Here is a 24,349-nt window from a genome sequence, read left to right as displayed (position 1 = left end):
GTTTTTTTACGGCAATTCCACACGAACCTATGCCCGGTATGGAGACCTCGGGATCGGGGGCGATCCCACAGCCCCTACTTGCTGCCGCCTTCCACATCCTCGCCGTCGCGGATCCAGTAATAGGCGAGCAGGATGGGGATGAAGGTGATGGCCATGATGAAGATGGCCACCACGTTGGTCACCGGGCGCTGCCGGGGGCGGATCAGCTCGGTCAGCATCCAGATGGGCAGGGTGGTCTCCTGGCCCGCCGTGAAGGTGGTCACGATGACCTCGTCGAAGCTCAGGGCGAAGGCCAGCATGCCGCCCGCCAGCAGGGCCGTGGCGATGTTCGGCAGGACCACGTGGCGGAAGGTCTGGAAACCGTCCGCGCCGAGATCCATGGAGGCCTCGATCTGGGAGCCGGAGACGCGCCGGAACCGGGCCACGGCGTTGTTGTAGACCACCACGATGCAGAAGGTGGCGTGACCCAGGACGATGGTCCAGGTGCTGAACGGGATGTGCAGCAGGTGGAAGGCGCTGCGCAGGGAGATGCCGGTGATCACGCCGGGCAGGGCGATGGGCAGGATGATCAGCAGGGAGATGGCCTCCTTGCCGAAGAAGCGGCGCTTGTACAGCGCGGCCGCGGCCAGGGTGCCCAGGGTCAGGGAGATGATCGTCGAGACGCTCGCCACCCGCAGGGACAGGGAGATGGCGTCCCAGATGTCCTGGCGGCCGAAGGCCACGGCGAACCACTTGGTGGTCAGGCCCGGCGGCGGGAACTGGTAGGACTTCTCCTCGGTGGAAAAGGCGTAGAGCAGGATGAACAGGAAGGGGAGGTGCAGGAAGAGCATGCCGCCCCAGGTGGCCAGACGCAGGCTCAGGGTGGCCCGTGTGTCGGCTTTAGAGTGCATCGAAGGCCCCCAGTCGTTTGGCGATGGTCAGGTAGATGGACATGATCACGATGGGCACGATGGAAAAGGCGGCCGCCAGGGGGATGTTGCCCGCGATGCCCTGGTGGGTGTAGACGGCCTGGCCGATGAAGTAGCGGGACGAGCCGATGATGCCGGGGATGATGTAGTCGCCGAGCGTCAGGGAGAAGGTGAAGATGGAGCCCGCCACCACGCCGGGAAAGGCCAGGGGCAGGATGACCGTGCGGAAGGTCTGGTTCGGCTGCGCGCCCAGGTCGGCCGAGGCCTCGAGCAGGGAGGACGGCACCCGCTCCAGGGAGGCCTGAATGGGCAGGATCATGTACGGCATCCAGATGTACAGGAAGACCAGGAAGGTCCCGATATAGCTGACGGAAAGGGACGACCCGCCAACCACGGGCAGGGCCAGGACCGAGTTCAGCAGCGGGGTCAGCCCCAGCTTGGCCAGGATCCAGGTCAGGATGCCCTCCTTGGCCAGGATGAGCTTCCAGGAGTAGACGCGCACCAGGTAGCTGGACCACAGCGGCAGCATGATGGCCAGGTAGAGCAGGGCCTTGAGGCGGCCCCGGGCGTACCGGGCCATGTAGTAGGCGATGGGAAAGGCGATGGCGCTTGAGGCCAGGGTCACGACCGAGGCCATGACCACCGTGCGGATGACGATGTCCAGGTTGGCCGGGGTGAACAGCTGGAGCAGGGTGTCGAAGGTCGGCTTGTGGACGATCATCCCCGTGAACTCGTCGATGGAGAACAGGCTCTGGACGAGCAGGGAGAAGAGCGAGCCGAGGTAGATGATCCCCAGCCAGAGCAGGGGCGGGGTCAGCAGGGCCAGCAGGAAGAGCGTGGGCCTGCGGAAGAAGAAGGTGGATATCCTGCCGGTCAGCCCGGACGAGGAACGCGTCATGGCGGCGGTGGTCACGCGGCACCCCCTCCGGCACCCCTCCCGGCACCGAAGACCCGCATGTCGGACTTGAGCCAGGCGATCTCGCGAACCGTGCCCGGTTCCACGGCGGGCGCGGCGCAGACCCCGCCCGTGGCCACGGAGACCGTGACGGGTGCGCCGTTTGCCAGCTGCATGGCGTACTGGACGTTGGCTCCGTGGTAGTTGACGTCGAGCACCGTGCCCTCGGCCTTCCAGTAGGCGTCCGGGGCCAGGGCCCCGTCGACGAAGACGATGCGCTCGGGCCGGATGGAGCAGGTACACCCGTCCGGGCAGAAGTCGCGGGCGTGTTCCGGGGCCAGGACGTTGGCGTCGCCCACGAAGTCGGCCACGAATGGCGATTCCGGGCGTTCGTAGATGGCCTCGGGCGTGCCGATCTGCTCGATGCGCCCGTTGTGGAACACGGCCACGCGGTCGCTCATGGATAGGGCCTCGTCCTGGTCGTGGGTCACGTAGACGAAGGTGATGCCGAGCTGGCGCTGGAGGGACTTGAGTTCCAGCTGCATCTGCTTGCGCAGCTTGAGGTCGAGGGCGCCGAGCGGTTCGTCCAGAAGCAGGACGCGCGGCTGGTTGACCAGGGCGCGGGCCAGGGCGATGCGCTGGCGCTGGCCGCCGGACAGCTGGGCGGGCTTGCGCCTGCCCACGTCGCGGAGCTTGACCAGTTCGAGCATGGCCTCGGCCTTGCGCCGGTATTCCTTCCTGGGCATGCCCTTGACCATCAGCCCGTAGGCCACGTTTTCGAGAATGGTCATGTGCGGGAACAGGGCGTAGTCCTGGAAGACCGTGTTCACGTTGCGGTTGTAGGGCGGGATCTCCTGGGCCTCCTGGCCGTCGATGAACACCCGGCCCGAGGTGGTGGTTTCGAACCCGGCGATGAGCCGCAGACTCGTGGTCTTGCCCGAACCCGAGGGGCCGAGCATGGAAAAGAATTCGCCCTCCTCCACGCCGAAGGAGACGTGGTCCAGGGCTTTGACCTCGCCGTAGTGACGGCTGACATCCAGAAATCCGATTGCAGTGCTCATGGTGCGTCTTGTCTTGAGGTTTCAGGGGCGGGGCGGCCCTGGTTCGGCCGCCCCGCGGAGGTTTCGTTCAGGATGCGGGAACCGGCCTACCGGCCGCCCAGGATGGCGATGTAGTCGGTCACCCAGCGGTAGTAGGGCACGCAGGGGCCTTTGGGTCCCTTGGACACCGGGGTACGCCAGAAGCTGATCCGCTCGAAGTCGTCCAGGCCGTTGGTCTTGCAGCCGTCGTCGCCGAGCAGGGCGTTGCCGGTGCAGGCCTCGAGGTTGACGGGCACGCCGCCGAACCAGGCGGCCACGTCGCCCTGGAGCTTCTTGTTCAGGGACCATTCCAGCCACTTGTAGGCCAGGTTGGGGTGCGGGGCGTTGACGTGCAGCATGGTCGTGTCCGCCCAGCCGGTGGCCCCTTCAGCGGGGATGACGCTGGCCACGGGCTCGCCCTTGGAGACCAGAATGTTCACCTGGAAGGGCCAGGAGGACGAGGCGACCACTCCCTCGTTGGTGAAGTCGTCGATCTGGATGAACGCGTCATGCCAGTAGCGGTTGACGATCTTGCGCTGGGCGCGGAGCACCTCCAGGCAGGCCTGGTACTGCTCCTCGGACAGTTCGTAGGGGTCGTCGATGCCCAGTTCGGGCTTGAGCTTCTTCAGGTACAGGGCGGCGTCCGCGATGTAGATGGGGCCGTCGAAGGCCTGGACGCGGCCCTTGTTGGACTTGCCGTCGGGCAGGGTCTGCTCGCGGAAGACCACGTCCCAGCTGGTGGGCGGGGTGGGGAAGACCTTGGTGTTGTACATGAGCACGTTGGAGCCCCACAGGTAGGGCACGCCGTAGTGCTTGCCGTCCACCGTGTGCCAGGGCGCGTCCTGGAGGCGCTTGTCCACCTTGCTCCAGCTGGGGATCAGAGCCGTGTTGATCTCCTGGACCCGCTTGCCCGCGATAAGGCGCAGGCTGGCGTCGCCCGAGGCCGTGACCAGGTCGAAGCCGCCCTCGTTCATCAGGGCGACCATCTCGTCGGAGGTCCCGGCGACCTTGACCCGCACCTTGCAGTTGTACTGCTTCTCGAATTCGGTGACCCAGTCGTATGCCGGGTCGGTCTCGCCGCGCTCGATGTAGCCCGCCCAGGCCACGATATCGAGCGTGTCCTCCAGGGGGCCGATCTTTTCCATCTTCTCCGCCAGGGCCAGGCCGGAAAGTCCGAACATCAGGAACATCGCCGCCAGCAGACTGACGGTCAGCAGCCGTTTCATGTTTTTCCTCCTCTCTCTCGATTTGATGATTATGGCCCTATTCAAACCGTGATGCCTGGCATCGTTTTTCAATTTCGTTAAAAATAGACATGAACAAAATTGATGAATTGTTTGAATAAACCATATTTGTAAAACACACCCAAATATGAAAAGAGTCAATGAGGATAAGTGGGGGTAAAATGGCCTAAAAAACTACCAGTTACGACCGGCAATGGCGGGAAAAACAGCCGCAGGCACGGAAGGGAGACGCCACGGCGGGCGTTTCGGCGAAAACGGGTGAAAACAGCCCGGAATGGGTTATTCTTCGGACAGGGAAAGGAGAAAGGCGCGGAGATTGATCTTCCGGTTGCGCAGGCCGAGCTTGGTGCGGATGTTCTTGCGGTGGAAGTTGACCGAATTCAGGGAGGTGGCGAACAGTTCGGCGATGTCCTTGGTCTGATACCCCTTGCGGATCAGGGAGGCGACCTGCATTTCCTGCGGTGTGAGGTAGATGTCCATGGCCTTGGCCTTGGAGAGGAAGGGCGAGAGGATCTCCTCCACGTTCTGCCGGATGATCGAGACGTAGGTCCGCTGCCGTTCGGTCAGCTCCGTGTGTTCGAGCTTTTCCAGGTAGGGCGTGACCAGCTCCTTGATGTTGCGCAGGAGGGTCCGCTCGGCCTCCTTGCGGTCCTGCTCCTTCTGCTTGAGCAGCAGTTCCAGGGCCGAATGGGCCTCCGCCATGCTGGCGGCCGGGCCGTCCTTGGTCCGGGCCATGTCCCGTTCCAGCTGTCGGCGCTTGTCGATCTCGGTGTGCAGGCGGCTCTCGGTGTTGGCCCGGTCGATGGCCAGGGCGTAGATGGTGGCCAGCCGCTCGATGTCCTCCAGGGACTGCTGGTCGAACCCGCCAGGCGCGTTGCCCACCGCGATCTGGCCCAGCAGCCGGCCTTCGAACAGGGCCGGAACCGACAGAAAGTTGTTCAGGGCGAAGTGACCGTTGGGCAGGCCGATGGAGGAGGCGTGGCGGGCCGGTTCATTGGTGTAGAACCCCTTGCGCGTGTTCAGGGTGTACCCCCACAGGCCGGGATAGACTCCGTCCCGGGTCCGGGGAAAGATGACGCTCTTGCTCGTCTCCGTGATCCGGCACTCGGTGCTGAACAGGGCGGTCAGGGTATGGCAGATGTTGTCCCCGCTCTCCAGGTCGATGGTCGAGACATAGCCGATGGCGCTGCCGGTCAACAGCTTGGAATAATTGAGGACGATGTGGGCGATGCCCGGTATGGAGGCATTGGCCAGGGCCAGGAAGGTGGACAGGTCCGCGATGAGCGAGGCGGCCTCGCCCCGGTAGGAGCGGGAGCCGATCCGGCGGCTCTCGGCCAGGGCCGTCTCCAGCTCCCTGACCCGCTCGGCCACATGGGATTCCCCTTCTCCGGTTCCTTCGGGCGTCATGTCGCCGTGTTCATCCTGCGGGTTGGGCCAGCGTTTCTTCATGCCCGGATCACCTGCGTGCGGTTGTCGGTTTCGGCCGCCCCGGTCGCGGGCGGCACGGGCCATACTGCCCCGGAGACCCCATCCCTGTCCAGCGCCGACCCGCACGGGCGTCCATGGCCCCTCCGGGAGGCAGACCGAGTAGGCCGAGAGGCCATTCGCCGGACGCAAAAAAGGGACGGCGCGGGCCGTCCCTTTTCCGGGAGATGACGAAAAAAGGCCCCGGCACATGCCGAGGCCTTCAAATATCACAAGAGACCGGCAGTTTTCAGCACGGCTTCCAGTTTGGGTTTGTTCTCGTCCTGCAGGGGCACGATGGGCAGGCGGAACTGCGCGTCCTTGAAGATGCCCATCATGGCCAGCGAGGTCTTGACCGGGATGGGATTGGTCTCCATGAACATGGCCCGGTTGACCGGGGCCATCTTGAGGCTGAGTTCCAGGGCCTTCTCGTGGTCCTTGTCGAAGAAGGCCTTGCACATGGCGCTCACGGCCTTGGGCATGATGTTGGAAATGACGGAGATGACGCCCACGCCGCCCACGGCCAGCAGGGGCAGGGAAGTGAAGTCGTCGCCGGACAGCAGCTTGAAGTCGCGGCCGCACAGCTCCACGACCTCGGCGCCCTGGCAGAGGTTGCCGGTGGCCTCCTTGACCGCAATGGCCTCGGGCACGGCGTCCTTGATCTTCTTCAGCGTGGACGGCAGGCAGTTCAGACCGGTCCGGCCGGGCACGTTGTAGATGACCATGGGCATGTGGGCCGCGTCGGCGATGGCCTTGAAGTGGGCCACCAGGCCGCCCGGAGTCGGTTTGTTGTAGTAGGGCGTGATCTGCAGGGTGGCGTCGGCCCCGGCGTCCCTGGCCATCTTGGTCAGCTCGATGGCCTCCTTGGTGGAGTTGGACCCGGCTCCGGCAACCACGGGCACGCGGCCTTTGGTCTGATCCACGCAGATTTTGATGACCCGTCCCTGTTCCTCGTGGGACATGGTCGCCGCTTCGCCGGTGGTGCCGCAGGGCACCAGCCCGTCGATACCCTGCTCGATCTGCCATTCAATGAAATCGCGGTAGGTCGATTCGTCGACCTCGCCATCCTTGAAGGGCGTCGAGAGAGCGGTGAAAGCTCCTCGTAATTCCATCGTCATCTCCTCCTAAAGTATACGTAGCCACCCGAATCCGCAGCCCTTCCTACTGGAACAGGGCCCCGATCTCCGGATTGTCCTTGATCGCGTCGTTCATGCCTATGGAAGACGAGGTATAATTCTTCGCCTCTTCCCAGGCAAATGAATTTTCTCTTTCCGGCCATTGCAGGACGGTTATCTCGACCAGGCTGCGGCCCCTGTCGTAGGGCCGGACCCACAGGCACCGGCCATCGGCCAGGACCCGTCCGTTGATGCCGGACCCGCCGCCGCTGCCGAAGAGCATGTCCGGGACCTGTTCCGGGTTGGATCGAAGATAGTCGTTCTCCGCCACCCAGCCCCAGTCGCACAGACCGATAAGCAGGTCCACCCGGCCCCGTTCCGCCTTGACCCGGCGGGAGACCTCTGCGGCCAGCTCAGGCGACGGGGCGTCGGCCCCGTCCGGCAGGGACGGGTAACGCAGGAAGCCGACCTTGCGGCCGTCCGGCAGTTCCCGCACCGTGAAGGGCTCTTCCCCGGCCGTCTTCTGCCACGGCCAGCGGGGCACGTCGTCCCCGGCAAGGGCCTTGGCCTCCCTGGCCGTGAGGAGTCCCACATCGTAGTGCATGGCGTTGTAGGCCCGACTCAGGGAGACCATGGTTTTGGCCAGCCCCGGATTGCCGTTGGGACGGATGTACTCCCAGCCGCCGGAGACCAGCAGCAAGGGAGCGTCCGTTTTGGGGACGTCCATAAAATACGTGGCCCGACGGGCCACCCCTCCGAGGGTCTTGCCGCCTCAGGTCGGGCATGGCCGCACCGTGCCATACGTATTTGCCGAGTAAAGGATGGTCAAAAGAGAACCCTGCGCGCGGGCGTCGCCGCACACAAGGACCATGACCGCCAGAAACAGGCAGTATGAAAGTCGTCGCATCCTACTGGTTGATGTATTCCTTCAACTCTTTGCCGGGACGGAAGAAGGGAAGTTTCTTGGGCCGGACCTGGACGACGGTCCCGGTCTTGGGATTGCGCCCGGTGTATCCCTCGTAGTCCTTGATCTTGAAGCTGCCAAAACCCCGGATTTCCACGCGGTCGCCCCGAAGCAGGGCTTCCTTGACGGAATCCACGAAGGCGCCGACCACCTTGGTGGCCTCGTCAACGTGCATTTTCTTTTGTTCTGACAGAGCCTTGATCAATTCGCTCTTGTTCATGCTGTTCCCCCTGAAACGTGTGTTTCCCACAGGTTCCGGAATTGGCCCTGGGAGGTAACAAAAAAGTAATCAGTTCAGAAATTCTCACTAACTATGCCGAAAAATAACTCTTTTCGTCAACCATTATTTCTCGAATTTCATTCCGAAGGAAAATTTTTCAGAATGGGGCGACCGCCGATGCGCGTCCGGTTGTCCTCGCGGTACCGAATGAGCTTCTTGGCGATGCCCACGATATCCTTGCTGGCCGTGGCCTGCGGGGCGAATTTCAAGAGTGGGGTCTGGCGCCGAACCGACTCAACCAGGGTCCGGTCCTGGTGCACGTAGCCCAGGTTGCGCAGCTCGATGTTCAGGAAATTCATGCACGCCGCGTTGAGCCGCTCGAAGGTCTGCTTGGCCTCCTTGGCGCTGGTGGCCTGGTTGATCAGGACCAGGAAGTCCCGGACGTCGTGCTGGGTGGCCAGGACCTTGATCATGGCGTAGCTGTCGGTCAGGGAGGTCGGTTCCGGGGTGACCACCACCACGCGCAGCTGGGTCATGGCCGCCAGGGACAGGACCGTGTGGCTGATGCCCGCGCCGAGGTCGAGCATAAGGAAGTCGTATTCGCCCGCCAGGGTGATGAGCTTCCGGAACAGGATGTCCTGGAGGTCCTCGTCCATCTCCACCAGTTCGGGCACGCCGCTGGTGGCCGGGAGCATGTCGAAGCCGTCCTCGATGGACACCAGGACGTCCTCGGCGTCCACGCCGGTCTGGAGCAGGTCGTGCAGGTTGCGGTCCGGGGAGATGCCGAGCAGGACGTCAAGGTTGGCCAGGCCGAGGTCGCAGTCCATGAGCATGGACGTGATGTGCATGGCGTGCAGGGCGTAGCCCAGGTTGAGCACGATGTTGGTCTTGCCGACACCGCCCTTGCCGCTCATGATCGAGAGACTGAGTGTATTGTTGTGGTTCATTGTCCGTCTCCGTTATTTCCCGCCGAACAGGAACTGCTTTTCGTTGGCGTGCACCAGGGTCTCGCTGGGGACGTTGTCCGCAAAGGCGAGCCTGGAGACCTTGATCTGATCCTTGCCGGCACCCTTGGCCTCGTAGAGCGCGCCGTCGGCCAGTTCGATCAGTTCCCTGTCCGTGATGTTCACGCTGCCCTTGTAGCAGGTCAGGCCCACGGAGCAGGTGACGTGGAAGGTCCCGTCGCCGTCCGGGGTGGTGAATTCGATCTCCCTGAACTCCTGGAGAAGCCGTGCCAGGAGCCGCTGGGCCCGGACCAGGCCGGACCCGGCCATGATCAGGGCGAACTCCTCGCCGCCGAAGCGGGCCGCCAGGTCGTAGCGCCGGGTGTGCGCCTTGAGGTGCCCGGCAAAGGTGCTCAGGACCTCGTCCCCCTTCTGGTGGCCGTAGGTGTCGTTGATGCGCTTGAAGTCGTCCAGGTCGAAGATGGCCAGGGAGAGGGGGGGTGCGGGCGCGCTTGGAGCGCTCGATCTCGATGTCCAGGATGCGGTCGAAGGCGCGCCGATTGGCCAGCCCGGTCAGCGGGTCGTGGTCGGTCTGGTAGGCAAGCCGCTCCAGGGTCTCCTGGAACCGCTTCAGCTGCGGGTAGGCGTCGCCGTTGATGGGCAGGGAGAGCCACTGCCCGAGATCGCGCCGGGCGGCGATGGACTCCCACTCCTCGCAGGAGACCCCCTGGATGAGCCGGAAGACCCAGACCGCGTGTTCGAGATCCCGGCCGGACTGCTTGGAAAACTCGCACAGCTCCTCCTGGAGCGCGGTCAGTTCCGAGGCCAGCTCGTTCTCGGGGAATTTAATGCTTTTGTCCGTGGGCATGGATGAATAATAGGTAGTTTCGGATCATTTCGTCCAGATCGCCGTCCAGAAAGGCGTCCACGTTGCCGCTTTCGCAGTTGGATCGGTGGTCCTTGACCAAACGATACGGTTGCAGGGTGTATGTCCGTATCTGGCTGCCCCAGGCGATGGCGTCCTTGGCCTGGTAGTCCTGCCTGCGGCTTTCCTCGATCTTCTTCAGCTCCCGCTCGTAGAGCCGGGCCTTGACCAGCCGCAGGGCCGTGGCCTTGTTGCGGTGCTGGGATTTCTCGTTCTGGCACTGGGCCACGATGCCGGTGGGGATGTGGGTGATGCGCACGGCTGAGCTGGTCTTGTTCACGGACTGCCCGCCGGGCCCGCTGGACCGGAAGGTGTCGATGCGCAGGTCCTCGTCCTTGACCTCGATCTCGATGTTCTCGTCCATGTCCGGGTACACGTCCACCGAGGCGAACGAGGTGTGCCGCCTGCCCGAGGAATCGAAGGGGGAGATGCGGATCAGCCGGTGCACGCCGGTCTCGCCCTTGAGCAGGCCGTAGGCGAACAGCCCCTCGATCTGGAGGGTCACGGACTTGAGCCCCGCCTCCTCGCCCGCCTGGTAGTCCAGCTGGGTGACCTTGAACCCCTTGCGCTCGGCGTAGCGGTAGTACATGCGCAGAAGCATCTCGGCCCAGTCCTGGGACTCGACGCCGCCCGCGCCGGGATGGATTTCGAGGATGGCGTCGCCCTTGTCGTGTTCGAAGGCGAACATGGTCGCCAGCTCGGTCCCGGCCAGCCGCTCGCGAAGCAGGGCCACCTGGGCGTTCAGGGCGCTGAGCGATTCCTCGTCCGGGTCCTCCTGGGCCAGTTCGAGCCAGGCGTCCAGGTCGTCCTTGGCCTCGGACAGGCCGTCATACATTTCGAGCTTGGTGGAGAGCTGGCTCTTTTCCTTGAGCAGCGGGGTCAGGGCCTCGGGATTGTCCCAGGCCCCGGGTTTGGAGATTTCCTTTTCTATCGCGTCGAGGCGCGTTTTGGTCTCGGCGTAGTCAAAGACGCCCCCAGAGGGATTCGTATTGGTCGATGAGGTCCGCCGAGGCGGCCTTGAGCTCGGGATATTCCAACATTATTGAACGGTTCCTTTGTTTCGTGCGGCCGCAATGAGAATGTAGCCGAAGGCGGCCGCGGTCATCACGTGGATGAACGCCTTGAGCCAGCCGTTGATGCGATGATACACGGTATCGGCCGTAAGGGCAGCGATTTTCATGCTCAGGCTCTCGGCCCGGAACTGGTTGCCCACGGCGGCCCGGCGGCCCACCGGGTCGATGAACGCGGAGATGCCCGTATTGGTGCAGCGGGCCAGCCAGCGGCCCTGTTCCACGGCCCGCATGGTCGCCAGGTCGAGGTGCTGGCCCGGCGCGGACGTGTTGCCGAACCAGGCGTCGTTGCTGATGTTCACCAGCACGTTGGCCCCGCGCTCCACCTGTTGCTGGGCCAGGTCCGGAAAGATGGCTTCATAGCAGATGAGCATGCCCAGCGCAACGCCGTTGAGCTTGAGCGGCCTGTTGTCCAGGCCCGGCTTGAAGTCGCCCGCGGCCTGGACCAGCTTCTTGAAGGGAATCCACTCCTCCAGGGGCATGTACTCGCCGAAGGGCACCAGGTGCTCCTTGTCGTAGGACTGGGTGGTCTGGCCCAGGGTGTCCATGAGCCAGGCCCGGTTGTAGAGCACGTAGGCGTTGGTCTTGGTATTGGTCACGCGGTAGGCGGGCGAACCGGTGATGAGCGGGGTGTCGGTCTCATGGACCAGGGTTTCCAGGGCCTTGCGGTAGGGGGTCGGCTCCTGGAGATAAAAGGGCATGGCCGTCTCGGGCCAGATGACCACCTTGGGGTGATGCAGGGCGATGGCCTCGGCGCTCAGCCGGGCGTATTTCCGGACGGTCGCCGCCTGGTAGGCGCGATCCCATTTCTGCCCCTGGTCCACGTTGCCCTGGACCAGGGTGACCATGTAGTCGAGCTTGCCCACGTCGAAGGCGGACACGCGCCAGAACCCGAAGCCCGCGATCAGGGCGGTCAGGGAAACGGCCAGGACCAGGGCCCCGCGATAGGTGGCGCAGAGCAGCAGGGCCACGGCCAGGGCCGTGTACAGGCCGGACAGACCGTAGGCCCCGATGACCGAAGCCCCCTGCACGGCAAAGGGCCAGGCCGCGAAGGCCGAGGACAGGTTCATCCATGGGAAGCCCGAGAACACGGAGCCCATGAGCATCTCCATGCTCGCCCAGGCGAACCCGGCCAGCAGGCAGAGGGGCATTCCGTCGATGCGCTTGCCCGCGAAATGCATGGCGTAGGCGAACAGGCCGAAATACAGGCCGATGAACCCGGCCAGGAGCACGGGGCAGGGCAGGGCCACGTACCACGGCAGCCCGCCGTAGATCTGCACCGGGATGACCATCCAGTAGAAGCAGCCCGTGGCCGCCAGGGTCCCGGCCAGCCAGCCGAAGCGGAAGGCCCGGCCGCCGGACACGGCGCGCAGACCGATCCAGGCCAGCCCCAGGGGGAAAGCGAGGACCGCTGGCGGGAAATGGAACAGCGGGTTGGCGAACCCGATCCAGGCCCCCAACGTCGCGAGAAGCACCAGTTTGAGCACGGCCTACTCGGTCCCCAGGGGCTCGACCTTGATGGTCCAGATCTGGCGCTCGTCGGCCTCCATGACCGTGAACCGCCAGCCCGAAAAGGTGTACAGCGTGCCCGGGTCCGGGATGCGCCCGGCCAGGGCGGCCATGTAGCCGCCGATGGAGTCCACTTCCTCGCTCTCCAGGTCCAGGCCGAACTTGCGGTTGACGTCCTCCAGCGGGGCGCGGCCCGAGACCACGAAGGTCCCGTCCGAATAGTCCTGGATCTCGTCCGGGCGCTGCTCGTCGTATTCGTCCGAGATGTCGCCGACGATCTCCTCAAGCACGTCCTCCATGGTGACCATGCCCGAGGTCCCGCCGTATTCGTCCTGGACGACGGCCATGTGCAGCTTTTCCTTCTTGAAATAGGCCAGGACCTCGTCCAGGGGCTTGTCCTCGGCCACAAAGAAGGCGGGGCGCAGCAGTTCCACCACGGACCGGTCCGCCTGGCCGTTGAGCAGGGGCTCGAGCAGGTCCTTGGCGTGGACCAGGCCGAAGATGTGGTCCTTGTTGTCCTGATAGATGGGGATGCGGGAGTGGGCGCCCTGATTGACGATGAGCTCGGCCACGTCCTTGACGGTGCTGGAGGCGTCGGCGCAGACCATGTCCGTGCGCGGGACCATGATCTCCTCCACGAGCTTCTGGTCCAGGCCGAGCACGTTCAGGAGCATGGAGACCTCATGGCTCTCCAGCTCGCCGTCGGCCTTGGCCTCGAGGATGTGTTCCTCTATCTGGTGCTCGTTGTTGCCGAATATTTTCTTGAAAATGTTGCGAAATCGACTGTCGGATCCTTCGTCCAAGACCAGACTCCTTTCGTGGGGTTCAGAAGCGATGCGCGGTGCGCGGGCCTTTTCGGGCGAACGTCGCACCGATGTTCATGTATTTAGACAGACTGTGACACCCTGTCAACCGACGGCGGCCGGGGGATTGTTACGATAGGCCGAGTTTTTTCAGGTGGATTTCCAGGCAGGCCAGGGCCGCCGGGGTGACGCCGGAGATGCGTCCGGCCTGGCCCAGGGTCCGGGGCTGGATGCGGGACAGCTTCTCGACCACCTCGCGGGTCAGGCCCGAGACCGATCCGTAGTCCAGGTCCTCGGGCAGGACCTTGTCCTCCAGGGACTTGAACTTGGCCACCAGCTCCTCCTGCTTGACCAGGTACCCCTCGTAGCGCACCTGCACCTCGGCCTCGCACAGGACCTCGCGGTCCAGTCCGGCCAGTTCCGGGCAGAACACGGCCAGCCGGTCAATGTCCATCTGCGGCTGGCGCAGCAAGGAGGCCAGCTCCACGGCCTTGCCCGGCACGGACGCGCCGATGGACTCAAGCGTCTCGCGGGTGGCGGCGTCCGGGCGGATGCGGATGGAGTGCATGGCTTCAAGCACCGCTTGAAGTTTTTCCTGCTTGGCCGTGAACAGCCGCCACTGGTCGTCGTCCACCAGCCCGAGGTCCCGGCCCACCGGGGTCAGCCGTTCGTCCGCGTTGCCCTCGCGCAGGAGCAGCCGGTGCTCGGCGCGGGAGGTGAACATGCGGTAGGGCTCCTCGGTGCCCTTGGTCACCAGGTCGTCCACCAGCACGGCCATGTACGCCTGGTCGCGGGAGAGCAGGAACGGCTCGCGGCCGAGCAGCTTGCAGGCCGCGTTGAGCGCGGCCCACAGCCCCTGGGCGGCGGCCTCCTCGTAGCCCGAGGTGCCGTTGATCTGGCCCGCGCAGTAAAGCCCGGGGACCGCCTTGGTCTCCAGGGTGGGCCTGAGCTGGGTGGGCGGCACGAAATCATACTCGATGGCATAGCCCGGCCGGACGATCTGGGCGTTCTCCAGCCCCCGGATGGCCCGGATCATCTTCTTCTGCACGTCGAAGGGCAGGCTGGTGGGGATGCCGCTGGGGTACATCTCCGGGCTGTGAAGCCCCTCCGGTTCGACGAAGATCTGGTGCCGGTCCTTTTCCGGGAACCGGGCCACCTTGTCCTCGATGGACGGACAGTAGCGCGCGCCCGTGCCCTCGATGATTCCGGTGAACATGGGCGAACGGTCGAAGCCCGAGCGGATGGCCTCGTGGGCCCGCTCGTTGGTGTAGGTCAGCCAGCAGGACACCTGGGGCAGGGGCACGGTCCTGTTGCGGAAGCTGAAGGGCGTGGGCGGGTCGTCGCCGGGCTGCTCCTGCATGGCCGAAAAATCGATGGAGTCGCGCAGCAGACGCGGGGTGGTGCCGGTCTTGAGGCGGCCCAGGTCGAAGCCCAGCTCGCGCAGGCTGGCGGACAGGGAGTTGGCCGCCGGATCGCCCATGCGCCCGCCGCTGAAGTGTTCCAGACCGATGTGCATGAGCCCGCGCAGGAAGGTCCCGGTGGTCAGGAGCACGGCCCGGGCCGGGAAGACCTCGCCCAGCTCCGTGCGCAGGCCGCTGACCGCGCCGTTCTCGGTCAGCACGGCCGCGCCCATGTCCTGGAAGACCCACAGGTTCTCCTGGCTGAATACCGAGCGCTGGACCACGCGCATGTATTCGGCGCGGTCGATCTGGGCCCGGCTCGAACGCACGGCCGGGCCCTTGCGGGTGTTCAGGATGCGGAACTGGATGCCCGCAGCGTCGGCCCACAGCCCCATCATGCCGCCCAGGGCGTCGATCTCCTTGACCATGTGGCCCTTGGCCAGGCCGCCGATGGCCGGGTTGCAGGAGAGGTGCCCGATGCGGTCCACGTTGATGGTCAGCAGCAGGGTCTTGAGGCCCAGCCGGGCCGAGGCCATGGCGGCCTCGCACCCGGCATGGCCCGCGCCGACCACGATGAGGTCGAACTCGGCCGGAATGGGTTGCTTGCGCTGCATGGCTCCCCGCGGGGTCTACCGGGTCAGGAGCATGTCGGCGATGACCTTGGCGTCGCCGATGGTGCTCTTGATGGAAGACCATTCATTGGGCTGGTGCGCGTTGTGGTTCAGGGTGGACCAGACCACGGCGTCGTAGCCCTTGCGACGCAGGAACGCGGCCACGGTGCCGCCGCCCACGCCCACGGTATGCGGATTGTTGTGGTAGATCCTGCGCACCGAGGCCATGGTCCGGACCGCGATCTCGCTGTCCGCCGGGGTGGCCGGTGCGGCCTGCTCCCACATGATCGGCTCGCACTCCACGGTCACGCCGTACTTGGCCGCCACCTCGGCGCCAATGGCCCGGATGGTTCCGAGTACGTCGTTCAGGTCGTACTGGGGCATGACCCGGCAGTCCACGTAGAACACGTCCCGGCCGGGCATGGTGTTCACGTTGGCCACGTTGGCCTCGCGCATGGTCGGTTGGAAGGTGGAGCGGGGCGGGCTGAACAGGGCGTCCTCGGCCGGGTACAGGGTCTCCAACTCCTTGATGCGCAGGATGAACTCCGCGCTGGGGAACATGGAGTTGACGCCCTGGTCCGGGGTGGAGGCGTGGCACTGCTTGCCGATCACGGTGATCTTGACCCAAAACATGGACTTTTCGGCCACCTCGACCATCTCGGAGGAGGGTTCGCCGGAATCCGGGACCAGGAAGAGGTCGTCCTTGCCGAAGAGGTCCTCGTGCTCGCGAACGATGTAGTCCAGGCCGAAGCCCGAGCCGGTCTCCTCGTCGGACACGAGGATCAGGCCGTAGTTCATCTCCGGGGTGATCTTCAGGTCGAGCAGCCCCTTGGCGGTCAGCAGCGAGGAGACCATGCCCTGCTGGTTGTCCTCCACGCCCCGGCCGACCAGGGTGTCGCCGTCGCGCTGAACCACGTAGGGATCGGAATTCCACAGCCCGAGGTCTCCCGGAGGGACCACGTCGATGTGCGATATGACCCACAGGGTCTTTTCCGTGTTCCTGCCGGGGACGACCGCCACGATGTTGGGGCGGTAGCCGCAGGGCACGTCCGGGTCCGGGGCGTTGAACTCGCGGATGTCCCGGATACCCATGGATTGGAGATGGCCGAGCAGGAAGTCGGCCTTGGCCTTTTCGCCTTCGCCCCCGTTGCGGGGTCCGAGGGCCGGAATGGCCGTCAGTCTGGTCTGCAGTTCGACGACCGCCTCGGTCTGGCGGTCCAGTTCGGAAAAGAGCGCGTCCATGGAACCTCCGATGTCGTTTTCGTGGAAACTAGCCCAAAAACCGGAGCATACAAACAAAAAAAAGGCGGGGACCAGCCCCGCCTTTCCTGCTTGCCGTGATCTAGCGACCGCGCGCGGCGCGCTTGGAAGCCTTCAGCGGGTTGACCTTGACCTTGCCGGCCTTGTCCACTTCGGCGCGCACGTGCGTGGCGAAGTTGCACACGCCGTGGGCCCACTTGCGGGCGGGCTGGGCGTAGGTCGGGCAGTAGTCGGTGTCCTCGAAGGAAACGCTGCGGTCGCAGCCTTCACACTTCTCCACAACGGGTTCCAGAATGACGCCCTTGTAGCTCAGACCCTCAGCGGTCTTGACGGCGCCTTCCAGGGTAACGATTCCTTTTTTCTTGGCCATGTCGTGCCTTCCTCCTAAAAATAATGCGGCTCACGGGATGCCAGCGGCATACGAATTTTCATATCGGTGCAAGAGCAGACTTCGATATGCACCAGGGGCGGGTGTTGTCAAGCTATTTGCGGTTCTTTTTCACTTTCCGGAGGCCCGCCGGACCCATTTCGCGGCCCTGGCCGCCTCGCGGCGCAGCCCGCCCACGTCCAGGGTCCGGAACTCGCCATAGAGATAGAGCACCTCGCCCGCCACCATGGTCATGCAGACCTCCATGCCCGTGGCCGCGTAGACCGCGTGGGACACGTGGTTGAAGACCGGCATGAGGTTGGGCGAGGAGAGGTCCAGGGCGATCATGTCCGCCGGGTATCCGGCCTCGATGCGGCCCAGCTCGGGCCAGCCCAGGCAGCGGGCCGAGTTGCGGGTGGCCATGTCCAGGGCGGTCTGGGCGCCCACGGCCGAGGCGTCGCCGTGGCGGACCTTGCCGACCAGGGCGGCCAGCCCCATGTCGCGAAACATGTTCAGCTGGTTGTTGCTCGACGCGCCGTCCGTGCCCAGTCCCACGTTAACCCCGGCGTCGAGCAGGTCCTGCACCGGGGACATGCCCGAGCACAATTTCAGGTTGGAGGCCGGGTTGTGGACCACGTTGGCCCCGGACGCGGCCAGCCGGGCGATCTCCCGCTCGTCCACGTCCACGCAGTGGTGCAGGGTCACGCGCGGGGAGAGCAGCCCGCGGGTGCGCAGGATCTCCACCGGGCGCATGCCGTACTTGCCCAGGCAGACCGAGGTCTCGGTGGGCGATTCGGCCAGGTGCGTCTGCCAGGGGATGTCCAGGGACTCGGCCAGCTCGTAGCTCGCCTCGAGCAGCTCCGGCGGTACGGTGAAGGCCGCGTGGGGCGTGACCGCCGTGCGCACCAGCGGGTCGTCGGCAAAACGCGCCTGAAGCGTCCGGATGGTCTCCCAGCACGCCTCGGCCGTGGGGAAGAACGGGGACGGGAAGGCGAAGAATCCCTCGCCCAGGACCGCGCGCAGACCGCAGGCCGAGGCCGCCTCGCCCGTGACGTGCTCGTGGAAATAGCCGTTCAGGAAGGCCGTGCACCCGGTACGGATCAGTTCCGCGCAGCCGAGCCGCGCGCCGATGCCGAGCAGTTCCTCGTCCAGTTGGGCCTCCACGGGCCAGATGTGCTCCTGAAGCCAGTCCATGAGCGGCAGGTCGTCGGCAAAGCCGCGCAGCAGGGTCATGGGCAGGTGGGTGTGGCCGTTGACCAGGCCGGGCAGGAGCATCCTGCCCGCCATGTCCAGCCGTTGGACGGGCTCGTACCGGGCGTCGAGGTCGGCGTAGTCGCCCACCTCGAGGACCAGGCCGTCGGCCACGGCCACCCCGGCGTCGGTCAGGACGCGCCGCTCGTCGTCCTGGGTGATGACCGCGTCGGCCCGGACCAGCAGGTCGCAGGCCAGGGGCGCGGTCGCGGTAAAGTCGGATGCGTGCATGGCCTAGTCCAACTCCCGGATGACCTCGACCAGCAGGGAGGTGACCTTTTCCACGTTGCCCCTGAAGACCTCGAGAATCTCGTCCCAGGTCACCGGGGCCTCGTCGGTCTTCCAGCAGTCGTAGTCCGTGCTCATGGCCACGGCCGCATATGGGATGCCCGCCTCGTTGGCCAGCAGGCACTCCGGGGCCACGCTCATGTTGATGACGTCCGCGCCCCACATGCGGAACATGTTAGACTCGGCCCGGGTGGAAAAGCGCGAGCCCTCGATGGTGATGACCGTGCCGGTATTGTGGTGGGTCAGGCCGAGCTTGTCGCAGGCCCCGTTGAGCCTGCCGCGCAGGTTCGCGTCGAAGGGGTCGGCCATGGCCGTGTGCACCGCGCCGTGGGGCTCGAACTCGTCGAAGAAGGAGACCTGCCGGCGCCGGGTGAAGTCGATGAACTGGTCCAGGATGACCAGGTCGCCCCGGCCGATCTCCTCGCGCAGGGAGCCGCAGGCCGTGGTGGCCAGGATGCGGTCGCAGCCGATGTCCTTGAGGGCCTTGATGTTGGCCCGGTAGTTGACGAAGGTGGGCGGAATGGTGTGCTCGCGGCCGTGCCGGGCCAGCAGGACCACCTCGCGGCCCTCGATGGTCCCTTCCTTGAGCAGGGCGGAGGGCTTGCCGTAGGGCGTGCCCATCTCCACGTCGCGGGCATCTCGCAACAGGTCCGGATCGTCCAGGCCGCTGCCGCCGATGATGCCGATCTTGCCGGTTTTGCTCATGATCGCTCCCGGTTAATCGATTCCGATCAGGAAATCATGTTTCACGTCGGCCGCGCGCATGACCTCGTCGCCGTCCAGGAAGGAGAGCTGGATGACGAAGCCCGCGCCCACGATCTCGCCGCCCGCCTCGCGGATCAGCTTGATCATGCCCTCGGCCGTGCCGCCCGTGGCCAGCAGGTCGTCGATCATCAGGATCTTGTCGCCCTGTTCGATGGCGTCCACGTGCATGCACAGGGTGTCCGAGCCGTATTCCAGGTCGTAGGTCACGCAGCGGTTCTTGTACGGCAGCTTGCCGGGCTTGCGGATGGGCACGAAGCCGATGCCCATCTTGAGGGCCAGGGGCGCGCCGAAGATGAATCCCCGGGCGTCGGCGGCCACGATCTTGTCCGCGCCGCAGTCCTTGTACTTCTCGTACAGCTGGTCGATGACGTAGCGAAAGGCCTTGGGCGTGCTCAGGATGGGCGTGATGTCGAAGAAGGTGATGCCCTTCTTGGGGTAGTCCGGGATGTCCCGCACGTAATGGCGTAGGTTCATGGGTCCTCCTCATGGAACGGATACCGGGGATTCATACGTTTTCCGGGGAGATGGTGTCAATGCTGTTGCCAGCCGGACCGGGTTCCGCTATCCCCTGACGACGGAGAACACGCATGGCGCATAGAGACCAGCCCCACCGGGCCAAGAAGAGCCTGGGCCAGAACTTCCTGACCGACCGGAACATCTGCCGCAAGATCGTGGACGCCCTGGCGCCCACGCCCGGCGCGTCTATTATAGAAATAGGTCCGGGGCAGGGCGCCCTGACCGAACACCTGGTCGAGACCGGGGCGCGCCTGCGGGTGGTGGAGATGGACGACGACCTGGCCGACCGGCTCGAGGAACGCTGGCCCGACCTCGAGGTCATCCGGGCCGACGCCCTGAAGTTCCCCTGGGCGGAGCTGAATGCGGAGGGACCGGTCCGGATCATCGGCAACCTCCCGTACAACGTGGGCTCCAAGCTCATCTGGGACATCGTCAGCCGGGTCGAGACCCTGGAACGGGCGGTCTTCATGGTCCAGCACGAGGTGGCCCTGCGGCTGACCGCCGAGCCCGGTTCCAAGGCCTACGGCGGGCTGACCGCCTGGGTCCGGAACTTCAGCGACACGCGCTATCTCTTCAAGGTGCCGCCCACGGTCTTCCGGCCGCGCCCCAAGGTCGATTCCGCCGTGGTCCGCTTCGATCCCCTGCCCGCGGGGGCCCGTCCCGAAGACCCGGACCGGCTGGCGGAGCTGATCAAGCTGCTCTTCCAGCAGCGGCGCAAGCAGATTTCCACCATCCTGAAAAAGCGCATGACCCCGGCGGTGGAGCAGTGGTTCCGGGAGGAGGGCGTCAGTCCGTCGCTCAGGCCGGAAAACCTCACGCCGACACAATTCCGTGCGCTTTCCTTAATCTATTAGTCCATATTTTCACAAAGACCGTGCAATCCCTGCTCTCTGGCGAGGGGAAAACCGGATTTTCAGGCCCGAATCCGAGGGTGCAAAATGCCCCGAAAGCGCCATATAGCGTAGGTTTTTTCGTTTTTTTTCAATGCTCGGGCTGGACACGGGACAAAAGTTCATTTAAAGGCCAAGAGGTGAGTTGGTGACGGAAACAAAGTGCGAGTGCATTTTGCGCTCTGGCTGCACTTTAACAAATACCATCAGGTAATTATTTCACCGAGGAGGAAGGACTGATGACAAAGGCTGAATTGGTTGTCAAAATCGCGGAAAAGGCCAACCTGACCAAAGCGAACGCCGAACGCGCCCTGAATGCGTTCCTCGAGACCGTGGAAAGCACCCTGGTCTCCGAGGGCAAGCTCACCCTGACCGGTTTCGGCACCTTCATGGTGGAGCTCCGCAAGTCCCGCGTCGGACGCAACCCCCGCACCGGTCTCGAACTCAAGATCCCCGAGACCAAGGTCGTCAAATTCCGTCCCGGTAAGATTCTCAAAGACGCCGTCAAATAATTTGGAGAGATAACGATGATTCACGGTGAAACCGTTCACAGCCCGCTGCCCATGGACCTCCCTTGGTGGATGCCTGATCATTTCGTCTTTTTCGGTGTCCTGTACATCGTCCTCGGCGTCCTCGGCGTCGCTCTGACGGTTACGGTCCTCCAGTCCCTCCGGGACGCGAAAAAGGCAGGACACTAATCATCGACCGACTGCATCGAAGAGGCCTGTCCGGGTACTGCCGGACGGGCCTTTTTTCGCGGACCAGGCATTCCGTTTTCGACCACATTTTTCGGTTGCCTTTTCGTTTTTTTGTATATATGTAGTTTCTCTTATTTCGCTGGCCCGCCAAGAGAGCGGGCGGTTCACCGAGGAGGTGATTTTCATTGCCCGGAGTGTATTTTGACGAAAATGACAATTTCGACGTCTCCCTGCGTCGCTTCAAGAAGCAGGTGGAGAAGGCCGGAATTCTGTCCGAGTTGAAGAAACGCCAGCACTACGAGAAGCCGAGCGTGCAGAAGAAGAAAAAGAAAGCTGCCGCCAAGAAAAGGCTTGCCAAAAAGATGCGCAAGATTCGCAGCATGTAGATTATGAGTCTGTCCAAGCAAATAGACAAAGACTACATAGAGGCCTATAAGGCCAAAGCTACGGTAAAAGTGGCCGTCTTGAGGCATCTCAAGACGGCCATTAAAAACCGTATGGTCGAGGACAAGTGCCAGGACCTGTCCGACGAGATCGTCCTTGATCTCGTCGCCAAACAGGTCAAGCAGCGCAAGGACTCCTTCGACCAGTACACCAAGGCGGGCAGGGACGACCTGGCCCGTGTCGAGGCCGACGAACTCGTCGCCCTCGAAGTCTATCTCCCCAAGCAGCTGTCCGACGAGGAGCTTTCGGCCGCCATCGACAAGGCCATCGCCGACGTCGGGGCCGCCTCCATGGCGGACATGGGCAAGGTCATGCAGGCCGTGCTCGAGGCGCACAAGGGACAGGTTGACGGCAAAAAGGCCAGCGGGCTGGTCAGGGCCAAGCTCTCCTAACTCTCGAACCCCCCGGCTCATCCATGGAGTCCAGAACATTCCAGGTATTGGAGTTCCCCAAGATTCTTGGGGCACTGTCCGGTTTCGCCGTGTCCGAACCCGGCGCTTCCGCGTGCCTGGCCATCCGCCCCCACGACACCCTTCCGGCCGTGCGCCGGGCCGGGACCCTGTTCGACCAGGGCGCGGCCTGGGTGCGCGAGTCGGGCTTCCGCATGCGCCCCTTTCCCGAAGTGGGCGGCATCTTTCCGCACCTGGACAGCGAGCTGGCCGTGCTCGACCAGGACGCGCTCTTCGCCCTGAAGGTCATCCTGGACCTGGCCCGCGACGCCCGCGACTCCCTGTCCGGCTTCGAGGAACGCGGCTTCGACGTGCTCCGCGACGAGCTCTTCGCCTACCCCTGGCCCCAGAAGACCGTGTCCGGCATCACCCGCTGCCTGGACGCCGAAGGACAGATCAAGGACGAAAGTTCCCCGAACCTGCTGACCGTGCGCCAGGAGATTCGGGCCATTCACCAGCGCTGTACCAAGCGGGTCAAGGACTTCATCCTCCAGGAGAACATGGCATCGGCCATGCAGGACGAGTTCATGACCATCTCGTCCGACCGGTACGTGCTGCCCATCAAGGCGAATTTCAAGAACAAGACCAAAGGCATCATCCACGACTACTCGCAGACCGGCGAGACCTGCTACTTCGAGCCCATCTTCCTGGTGGAGACCAACAACAAGCTCCAGGAACTCAAGCGCGAGGAGCGGGCCGAGGAATACAAGGTCCTGCAATACCTGACCTCCCTGGTACGCCAGGAGGGGGACGCGGTGCGCGGGGCCTACGACGGCCTGGTCACCCTGGACGTGCTCACGGCCAAGGTCCGGTTGGCCGACGCCTACAACGGCCGGACCATCGAGGTGGTCGAGGAGGGCGCGCCCAAGCTCCTCAAGGCCCGCCATCCGCTCCTGGCCCTGACCGACGACGCGGTCCACGCCGTGAACATCGAGCTGCTGGAAGGCCAGCGGGCCATGATCGTCAGCGGCGGCAACGCGGGCGGCAAGACCGTCTGCCTCAAGACCGTGGGCCTCATCGGCCTGATGGCCTTTTCCGGCCTGCCGGTCCCGGCCGCGGAGGGCAGCCGCCTGCCCCTGTGGGACGACATCTTCGTCATCATGGGCGACGAGCAGTCCCTGGAGGAGAACGTCTCCACCTTCACCGCCCAAATCAAATACCTGCGGCGGGTCTGGGACAAGGTGGACGACCGCTCCCTGTTCATCCTCGACGAGTTCGGCGCGGGCACGGACCCCACCCAGGGCGCGGCCCTGGCCCAGGCGGTCATCGACTCCCTGCTGGAAAAGCGGGCCACCGCGTTCACGGCCACCCATTTCCCGGCGCTGAAGGCCTACGCCATGGCCACCAAGGGTGTGCGCGCGGCCAGCGTGCTCTTCGACCCGAGCACCAAGAAGCCGCTCTTTCGCCTGGCCTACGACCAGGTGGGCGCGTCCATCGCCCTGGACGTGGCCCGCGAGCACGGCCTGCCCGCCGCCATCCTGGAACGGGCCGAAAAATATCTCCTGCTGGACGGTTCGGACACCTCCGCCGTGCTGGACCGTCTCAACGCCATGGCCGTGAAGAAAGAGGCCGAACTGGACGCCATCGAGGCGGAGCACGCCCGCATCGAGAAGAAGCGGGCCACCCTTGAGCAAAAGTTCGAGAAGGAACGCTCCAAGATCCTCAAGGACGTTCAGGCCAAGGCCCAGGAAGTGGTCAAGCAGTGGAAGACCGAGCGCATCGGCCAGAAAGAGGCGCGCAAGAAGCTCCACCAGGCCCGCCTGCGCATCGAGGACATCATCCCGGAACGCAAGGAGGAACCCGTTTTTTCCTTCGCGGATATTGTCCCGGGCAAGAAAGTGTCGTATCCGGCATGGAACAAGTCGGGCACGGTGCTGGAAATCAACGAGAAGAAGAAGCAGGCCAAGGTGGACATCGGCGGCGTGGCCATGTGGGTCAAGGCCGAGCATCTCGGCCCGGCCGACGACCCGTCGTGGAACGCCAGGCCCGCCGGGCCCAAGCTTCCGGCCCCGAGCGAACTGGTGATCGAGGTGGACCTGCGCGGACGCAGGGCCGACGAGGCCCTGAGCGAGCTGGAGCGGGCCCTGGACGACGCCCTGCGCAAGGGCGCGGGCAAGATGGAGATCGTGCACGGCCGGGGGACCGGGGCGCTCAGGCGCGAGGTGCACGAGTTCCTCAAGTATTATCCGGCGGTGGAGAGTTTCACCCTGGCCCCGGAGGACCGGGGCGGGGACGGCATGACCGAGGTAACGCTCAAGTAGCGCATCGCC

At 64.5% G+C, this 24,349-nt stretch carries 25 protein-coding genes; 6 read left to right on the top strand and 19 right to left on the bottom strand.

Going from position 1 to position 24,349, the window contains the following annotated elements; genetic code table 11:
• Nucleotides 1-74: 74 nt before the first annotated feature.
• From DND132_RS02725 to DND132_RS18650, 10 genes are all read right to left on the bottom strand, one after another.
• A complete protein-coding gene (locus DND132_RS02725) occupies nucleotides 75-890 on the bottom strand; it encodes an ABC transporter permease (protein ID WP_014321176.1) in 816 nt (271 codons plus the stop codon).
• On the bottom strand, nucleotides 880-1,821 hold the full coding sequence (locus tag DND132_RS02720; protein ID WP_014321175.1) for an ABC transporter permease: 942 nt from the start codon (nucleotides 1,819-1,821) through the stop codon (nucleotides 880-882). Before DND132_RS02720 ends, DND132_RS02725 begins: the two co-directional genes overlap by 11 nt.
• The gene (locus tag DND132_RS02715) at nucleotides 1,818-2,864 is read right to left on the bottom strand and encodes an ABC transporter ATP-binding protein (RefSeq protein WP_014321174.1); all 1,047 of its coding nucleotides are present in this window, start codon (nucleotides 2,862-2,864) and stop codon (nucleotides 1,818-1,820) included. The genes DND132_RS02720 and DND132_RS02715 overlap by 4 nt, the downstream gene beginning before the upstream one ends.
• A gap of 86 nt (nucleotides 2,865-2,950) precedes the next feature.
• Nucleotides 2,951-4,108: an ABC transporter substrate-binding protein gene (locus tag DND132_RS02710; RefSeq protein ID WP_014321173.1), complete on the bottom strand. Its 1,158-nt coding sequence runs from the start codon at nucleotides 4,106-4,108 to the stop codon at nucleotides 2,951-2,953.
• Nucleotides 4,109-4,405: 297 nt separating this feature from the next.
• Nucleotides 4,406-5,575, bottom strand: coding sequence for a GAF domain-containing protein (locus tag DND132_RS17500; protein ID WP_014321172.1), 1,170 nt, complete (start codon nucleotides 5,573-5,575; stop codon nucleotides 4,406-4,408).
• Nucleotides 5,576-5,820: 245 nt separating this feature from the next.
• A complete protein-coding gene (dapA, locus tag DND132_RS02700; protein ID WP_014321171.1) occupies nucleotides 5,821-6,702 on the bottom strand; it encodes a 4-hydroxy-tetrahydrodipicolinate synthase in 882 nt (293 codons plus the stop codon).
• Between the two features lie 49 nt (nucleotides 6,703-6,751).
• The gene (locus DND132_RS02695) at nucleotides 6,752-7,612 is read right to left on the bottom strand and encodes a UshA-like (seleno)protein family 2 (RefSeq protein WP_476643946.1); all 861 of its coding nucleotides are present in this window, start codon (nucleotides 7,610-7,612) and stop codon (nucleotides 6,752-6,754) included.
• 1 nt (nucleotide 7,613) lies between these two features.
• On the bottom strand, nucleotides 7,614-7,889 hold the full coding sequence (locus DND132_RS02690; protein ID WP_014321169.1) for an HU family DNA-binding protein: 276 nt from the start codon (nucleotides 7,887-7,889) through the stop codon (nucleotides 7,614-7,616).
• 137 nt (nucleotides 7,890-8,026) lie between these two features.
• Nucleotides 8,027-8,836: a MinD/ParA family protein gene (locus tag DND132_RS02685; RefSeq protein WP_014321168.1), complete on the bottom strand. Its 810-nt coding sequence runs from the start codon at nucleotides 8,834-8,836 to the stop codon at nucleotides 8,027-8,029.
• A gap of 12 nt (nucleotides 8,837-8,848) precedes the next feature.
• Nucleotides 8,849-9,289: a GGDEF domain-containing protein gene (locus DND132_RS18650; RefSeq protein ID WP_238528370.1), complete on the bottom strand. Its 441-nt coding sequence runs from the start codon at nucleotides 9,287-9,289 to the stop codon at nucleotides 8,849-8,851.
• Here DND132_RS18650 and DND132_RS18645 point away from each other — a divergent pair.
• Nucleotides 9,288-9,707, top strand: a complete 420-nt coding sequence (locus tag DND132_RS18645; RefSeq protein ID WP_238528313.1) for a hypothetical protein — start codon at nucleotides 9,288-9,290, stop codon at nucleotides 9,705-9,707. The genes DND132_RS18650 and DND132_RS18645 overlap by 2 nt on opposite strands.
• On the opposite strand, the gene prfB is transcribed toward DND132_RS18645, so the two are convergent.
• The 9 genes from prfB to DND132_RS02635 form a co-directional block, all read right to left on the bottom strand.
• Nucleotides 9,679-10,798, bottom strand: a protein-coding gene (gene prfB / locus DND132_RS02675) for a peptide chain release factor 2 (protein WP_014321167.1) whose coding sequence is annotated in 2 segments (ribosomal slippage) — nucleotides 9,679-10,722 and nucleotides 10,724-10,798 — 1,119 coding nt in all. Because the reading frame shifts where the segments join, the coding sequence is not laid out codon by codon here. The genes DND132_RS18645 and prfB overlap by 29 nt on opposite strands.
• Nucleotides 10,798-12,315: an apolipoprotein N-acyltransferase gene (gene lnt / locus DND132_RS02670; protein WP_014321166.1), complete on the bottom strand. Its 1,518-nt coding sequence runs from the start codon at nucleotides 12,313-12,315 to the stop codon at nucleotides 10,798-10,800. The genes prfB and lnt overlap by 1 nt, the downstream gene beginning before the upstream one ends.
• A gap of 3 nt (nucleotides 12,316-12,318) precedes the next feature.
• Entirely contained in the window at nucleotides 12,319-13,140 is an 822-nt protein-coding gene (locus tag DND132_RS02665) for a hemolysin family protein (protein WP_014321165.1), read from the bottom strand.
• Between the two features lie 130 nt (nucleotides 13,141-13,270).
• Nucleotides 13,271-15,154 carry a tRNA uridine-5-carboxymethylaminomethyl(34) synthesis enzyme MnmG gene (gene mnmG / locus DND132_RS02660; RefSeq protein WP_014321164.1) on the bottom strand — a complete coding sequence of 628 codons (1,884 nt, stop codon included), beginning with the start codon at nucleotides 15,152-15,154 and terminating at the stop codon, nucleotides 13,271-13,273.
• Nucleotides 15,155-15,169: 15 nt separating this feature from the next.
• The gene (locus DND132_RS02655; protein ID WP_014321163.1) at nucleotides 15,170-16,393 is read right to left on the bottom strand and encodes a M20 family metallo-hydrolase; all 1,224 of its coding nucleotides are present in this window, start codon (nucleotides 16,391-16,393) and stop codon (nucleotides 15,170-15,172) included.
• Between the two features lie 100 nt (nucleotides 16,394-16,493).
• On the bottom strand, nucleotides 16,494-16,781 hold the full coding sequence (locus tag DND132_RS02650) for a PxxKW family cysteine-rich protein (RefSeq protein WP_014321162.1): 288 nt from the start codon (nucleotides 16,779-16,781) through the stop codon (nucleotides 16,494-16,496).
• Between the two features lie 129 nt (nucleotides 16,782-16,910).
• Entirely contained in the window at nucleotides 16,911-18,260 is a 1,350-nt protein-coding gene (locus DND132_RS02645) for an amidohydrolase (protein WP_014321161.1), read from the bottom strand.
• Nucleotides 18,261-18,263: 3 nt separating this feature from the next.
• Complete coding sequence (mtnP, locus tag DND132_RS02640) at nucleotides 18,264-19,022, bottom strand: S-methyl-5'-thioadenosine phosphorylase (RefSeq protein WP_014321160.1); 759 nt, start codon at nucleotides 19,020-19,022, stop codon at nucleotides 18,264-18,266.
• A 12-nt stretch (nucleotides 19,023-19,034) separates the two neighbouring features.
• On the bottom strand, nucleotides 19,035-19,556 hold the full coding sequence (locus DND132_RS02635) for an adenine phosphoribosyltransferase (RefSeq protein WP_014321159.1): 522 nt from the start codon (nucleotides 19,554-19,556) through the stop codon (nucleotides 19,035-19,037).
• Nucleotides 19,557-19,669: 113 nt separating this feature from the next.
• Between DND132_RS02635 and rsmA the strand changes: the two genes are divergently transcribed.
• The 5 genes from rsmA to DND132_RS02610 all read left to right on the top strand — a co-directional run bounded on the left by rsmA (nucleotide 19,670) and on the right by DND132_RS02610 (nucleotide 24,340).
• Nucleotides 19,670-20,452: a 16S rRNA (adenine(1518)-N(6)/adenine(1519)-N(6))-dimethyltransferase RsmA gene (gene rsmA / locus DND132_RS02630; RefSeq protein ID WP_014321158.1), complete on the top strand. Its 783-nt coding sequence runs from the start codon at nucleotides 19,670-19,672 to the stop codon at nucleotides 20,450-20,452.
• 275 nt (nucleotides 20,453-20,727) lie between these two features.
• Nucleotides 20,728-21,000, top strand: a complete 273-nt coding sequence (locus DND132_RS02625) for an HU family DNA-binding protein (protein WP_014321157.1) — start codon at nucleotides 20,728-20,730, stop codon at nucleotides 20,998-21,000.
• A gap of 371 nt (nucleotides 21,001-21,371) precedes the next feature.
• The gene (gene rpsU, locus DND132_RS02620; RefSeq protein ID WP_014321155.1) at nucleotides 21,372-21,572 is read left to right on the top strand and encodes a 30S ribosomal protein S21; all 201 of its coding nucleotides are present in this window, start codon (nucleotides 21,372-21,374) and stop codon (nucleotides 21,570-21,572) included.
• A 3-nt stretch (nucleotides 21,573-21,575) separates the two neighbouring features.
• Nucleotides 21,576-22,022 carry a GatB/YqeY domain-containing protein gene (locus DND132_RS02615; protein ID WP_014321154.1) on the top strand — a complete coding sequence of 149 codons (447 nt, stop codon included), beginning with the start codon at nucleotides 21,576-21,578 and terminating at the stop codon, nucleotides 22,020-22,022.
• A gap of 23 nt (nucleotides 22,023-22,045) precedes the next feature.
• Nucleotides 22,046-24,340 carry an endonuclease MutS2 gene (locus DND132_RS02610; RefSeq protein WP_014321153.1) on the top strand — a complete coding sequence of 765 codons (2,295 nt, stop codon included), beginning with the start codon at nucleotides 22,046-22,048 and terminating at the stop codon, nucleotides 24,338-24,340.
• Nucleotides 24,341-24,349 lie beyond the last annotated feature (9 nt).

Origin of the sequence: Pseudodesulfovibrio mercurii, assembly GCF_000189295.2 — a bacterium.
In the GTDB taxonomy this organism is placed as follows: domain Bacteria; phylum Desulfobacterota; class Desulfovibrionia; order Desulfovibrionales; family Desulfovibrionaceae; genus Pseudodesulfovibrio; species Pseudodesulfovibrio mercurii.
The sequence above is the reverse complement of the archived record's forward strand: the minus strand, read 5'-3'. Positions and strand labels throughout refer to the sequence as shown.

Bases quoted from the DNA above. Each gene is read 5' to 3' on its own strand.
- DND132_RS02725 (WP_014321176.1), bottom strand. From the start codon at position 890: ATGCACTCTAAAGCCGACACACGGGCCACCCTGAGCCTGCGTCTGGCC.
- DND132_RS02715 (WP_014321174.1), bottom strand. From the start codon at position 2,864: ATGAGCACTGCAATCGGATTTCTGGATGTCAGCCGTCACTACGGCGAG.
- DND132_RS02710 (WP_014321173.1), bottom strand. From the start codon at position 4,108: ATGAAACGGCTGCTGACCGTCAGTCTGCTGGCGGCGATGTTCCTGATG.
- DND132_RS17500 (WP_014321172.1), bottom strand. From the start codon at position 5,575: ATGAAGAAACGCTGGCCCAACCCGCAGGATGAACACGGCGACATGACG.
- dapA (WP_014321171.1), bottom strand. From the start codon at position 6,702: ATGGAATTACGAGGAGCTTTCACCGCTCTCTCGACGCCCTTCAAGGAT.
- DND132_RS02690 (WP_014321169.1), bottom strand. From the start codon at position 7,889: ATGAACAAGAGCGAATTGATCAAGGCTCTGTCAGAACAAAAGAAAATG.
- DND132_RS02685 (WP_014321168.1), bottom strand. From the start codon at position 8,836: ATGAACCACAACAATACACTCAGTCTCTCGATCATGAGCGGCAAGGGC.
- DND132_RS18645 (WP_238528313.1), top strand. From the start codon at position 9,288: ATGCGCTTGAAGTCGTCCAGGTCGAAGATGGCCAGGGAGAGGGGGGGT.
- mnmG (WP_014321164.1), bottom strand. From the start codon at position 15,154: ATGCAGCGCAAGCAACCCATTCCGGCCGAGTTCGACCTCATCGTGGTC.
- DND132_RS02655 (WP_014321163.1), bottom strand. From the start codon at position 16,393: ATGGACGCGCTCTTTTCCGAACTGGACCGCCAGACCGAGGCGGTCGTC.
- DND132_RS02650 (WP_014321162.1), bottom strand. From the start codon at position 16,781: ATGGCCAAGAAAAAAGGAATCGTTACCCTGGAAGGCGCCGTCAAGACC.
- DND132_RS02645 (WP_014321161.1), bottom strand. From the start codon at position 18,260: ATGCACGCATCCGACTTTACCGCGACCGCGCCCCTGGCCTGCGACCTG.
- mtnP (WP_014321160.1), bottom strand. From the start codon at position 19,022: ATGAGCAAAACCGGCAAGATCGGCATCATCGGCGGCAGCGGCCTGGAC.
- DND132_RS02635 (WP_014321159.1), bottom strand. From the start codon at position 19,556: ATGAACCTACGCCATTACGTGCGGGACATCCCGGACTACCCCAAGAAG.
- rsmA (WP_014321158.1), top strand. From the start codon at position 19,670: ATGGCGCATAGAGACCAGCCCCACCGGGCCAAGAAGAGCCTGGGCCAG.
- DND132_RS02625 (WP_014321157.1), top strand. From the start codon at position 20,728: ATGACAAAGGCTGAATTGGTTGTCAAAATCGCGGAAAAGGCCAACCTG.
- DND132_RS02615 (WP_014321154.1), top strand. From the start codon at position 21,576: ATGAGTCTGTCCAAGCAAATAGACAAAGACTACATAGAGGCCTATAAG.
- DND132_RS02610 (WP_014321153.1), top strand. From the start codon at position 22,046: ATGGAGTCCAGAACATTCCAGGTATTGGAGTTCCCCAAGATTCTTGGG.